This window comes from Janthinobacterium sp. CG_23.3 (genome assembly GCF_046115965.1).
In the GTDB taxonomy this organism is placed as follows: Bacteria; Pseudomonadota; Gammaproteobacteria; order Burkholderiales; family Burkholderiaceae_D; genus Janthinobacterium.
Genome location: NZ_JBJXIB010000260.1, coordinates 1 through 1,529 on the forward strand (window position 1 = coordinate 1; position 1,529 = coordinate 1,529).

Below are 1,529 nucleotides of genomic sequence, written 5' to 3' on the forward strand. Positions count from 1 at the left end.
CGCAAGCAAGGCCATGGCATGCTTGAGGTTCTGCTCCGGGCCTTCAACGGTAATCCTATCCCGCTTGCCGCATAGCGGCTGAACAGTCACAATTTTGGCTTGTTATACAGCGCCCGCGCTAGTAGAATGCGTTGCCTTTGACCGCCAGACAAGCCGCTGCCGATATCACCGACCAGGGTGTTAAACCCCATCGGCATGGCTGCGATCTCGTCGTGCACCGCAGCCAACAGCGCGCAAGCCTGGATCTGCTGCTGTTTTGGCGAAGGATCGAAAAAGCTGATATTGTCCGCGATCGAGCCGGCGAACAAGGTATCCTCCTGCATCACGGTGCCAAGGAGTTGCCGATAATTAGACAAGCCCAGATGCGTCAGTTTGACACCGCCGACCAATATTTCCCCTTCCGTTGGCTCCAACAAACCGAGCAAGAGTTTGAGCAACGTCGTCTTGCCCCCGCCTGACGGACCGGCCACGGCAATGCACTGGCCTGCGGGGATAATGAGATTCAGTCCGTCCAGTACGTTCGGTTCGCTATCGGAGTAGCGGAATGTCAGGTTGCGTACTTCTATGCTTGGCGCGATGCTTTCCGGATCTATTTCTACCGTTTGCGTATCGTTTTCGGCCTCGGTCAGCACGATGTCGGCGACCCGCTCGCCATGCAGGCGTAGCATACGCAACTCAAAGAGTTTGTCCACCAAGCTCGCCATCCGCAGGCTGAACTGCTCCTTGTAAGTGATGAATGCAAACAACATCCCGACGGAAAAGCGGTTGTCCAGCACGGCCAGCGCCCCCAGCCACATCACTATCACCCGTTCACTGTTGAATAGCAAGGCATTGGCGGTTTGGTAAGAGACTGTGAGTTTGGCTATGCGCAATTCGGCGTTGAACTGATCCGCCAGCGCATTCATCCAGCCGGCGCGCCGCTCCTCATTCCGGCCAAACAGACGCAGGCTTTGCACGCCGCGTACCGACTCCAGAAAATGCGTCTGCTGCCTGGCGGCATGGATAATTTGCTCCGTGCTTGCTTCGCGCAGAGCGCGGAAGATGGCCCAACGCAGGGCAACATACAACAGCACCGTTGCGCATGCCACCAGCGCCAGCGTCGCACTGTACAGTAGCATCATCGCCAAGGTGCCCACCACCAAAACGCCATCGATCACGCCTTCTATGAATTGGCTCGTCAGACTGTGTTGCATCGTTTGGATAGACGCGAAGCGCGACACGATGTCGCCGGTATGCCGCTTCTCAAAGTAGGAAAGGGGCAGTTTCATCAAATGGCCGAATGCATTGCCCAGCCACTGGAGGTTCACATTGGTCGCCAACACCGTCGTCACCCAGGAGCGCACCGCGCCTATCGAGGTCTGCAAGAGAACCAGCAATAAAAATCCGCAACCGAGTACCGTAGTCAAATCCCTGTCGGCCGCCAGCAAGGCGTCGTGGCTCTATGCCGTTTTGTATGGAAATTGACTTTCGGATCGGTAGCGGGTACCCGCTTTCATAAGCGGTGCAGCTGGGCGTAACGGGTTCTGTGG

Annotated in this window: 1 protein-coding gene; it reads right to left on the minus strand. The window is 56.7% G+C overall.

Features of this window, described 5'->3' with window-relative positions; all coding sequences use genetic code 11:
• Positions 1-86: 86 nt before the first annotated feature.
• Positions 87-1,427, minus strand: a complete 1,341-nt coding sequence (locus ACFDR9_RS27650; protein WP_409033069.1) for a peptidase domain-containing ABC transporter — start codon at positions 1,425-1,427, stop codon at positions 87-89.
• Positions 1,428-1,529 lie beyond the last annotated feature (102 nt).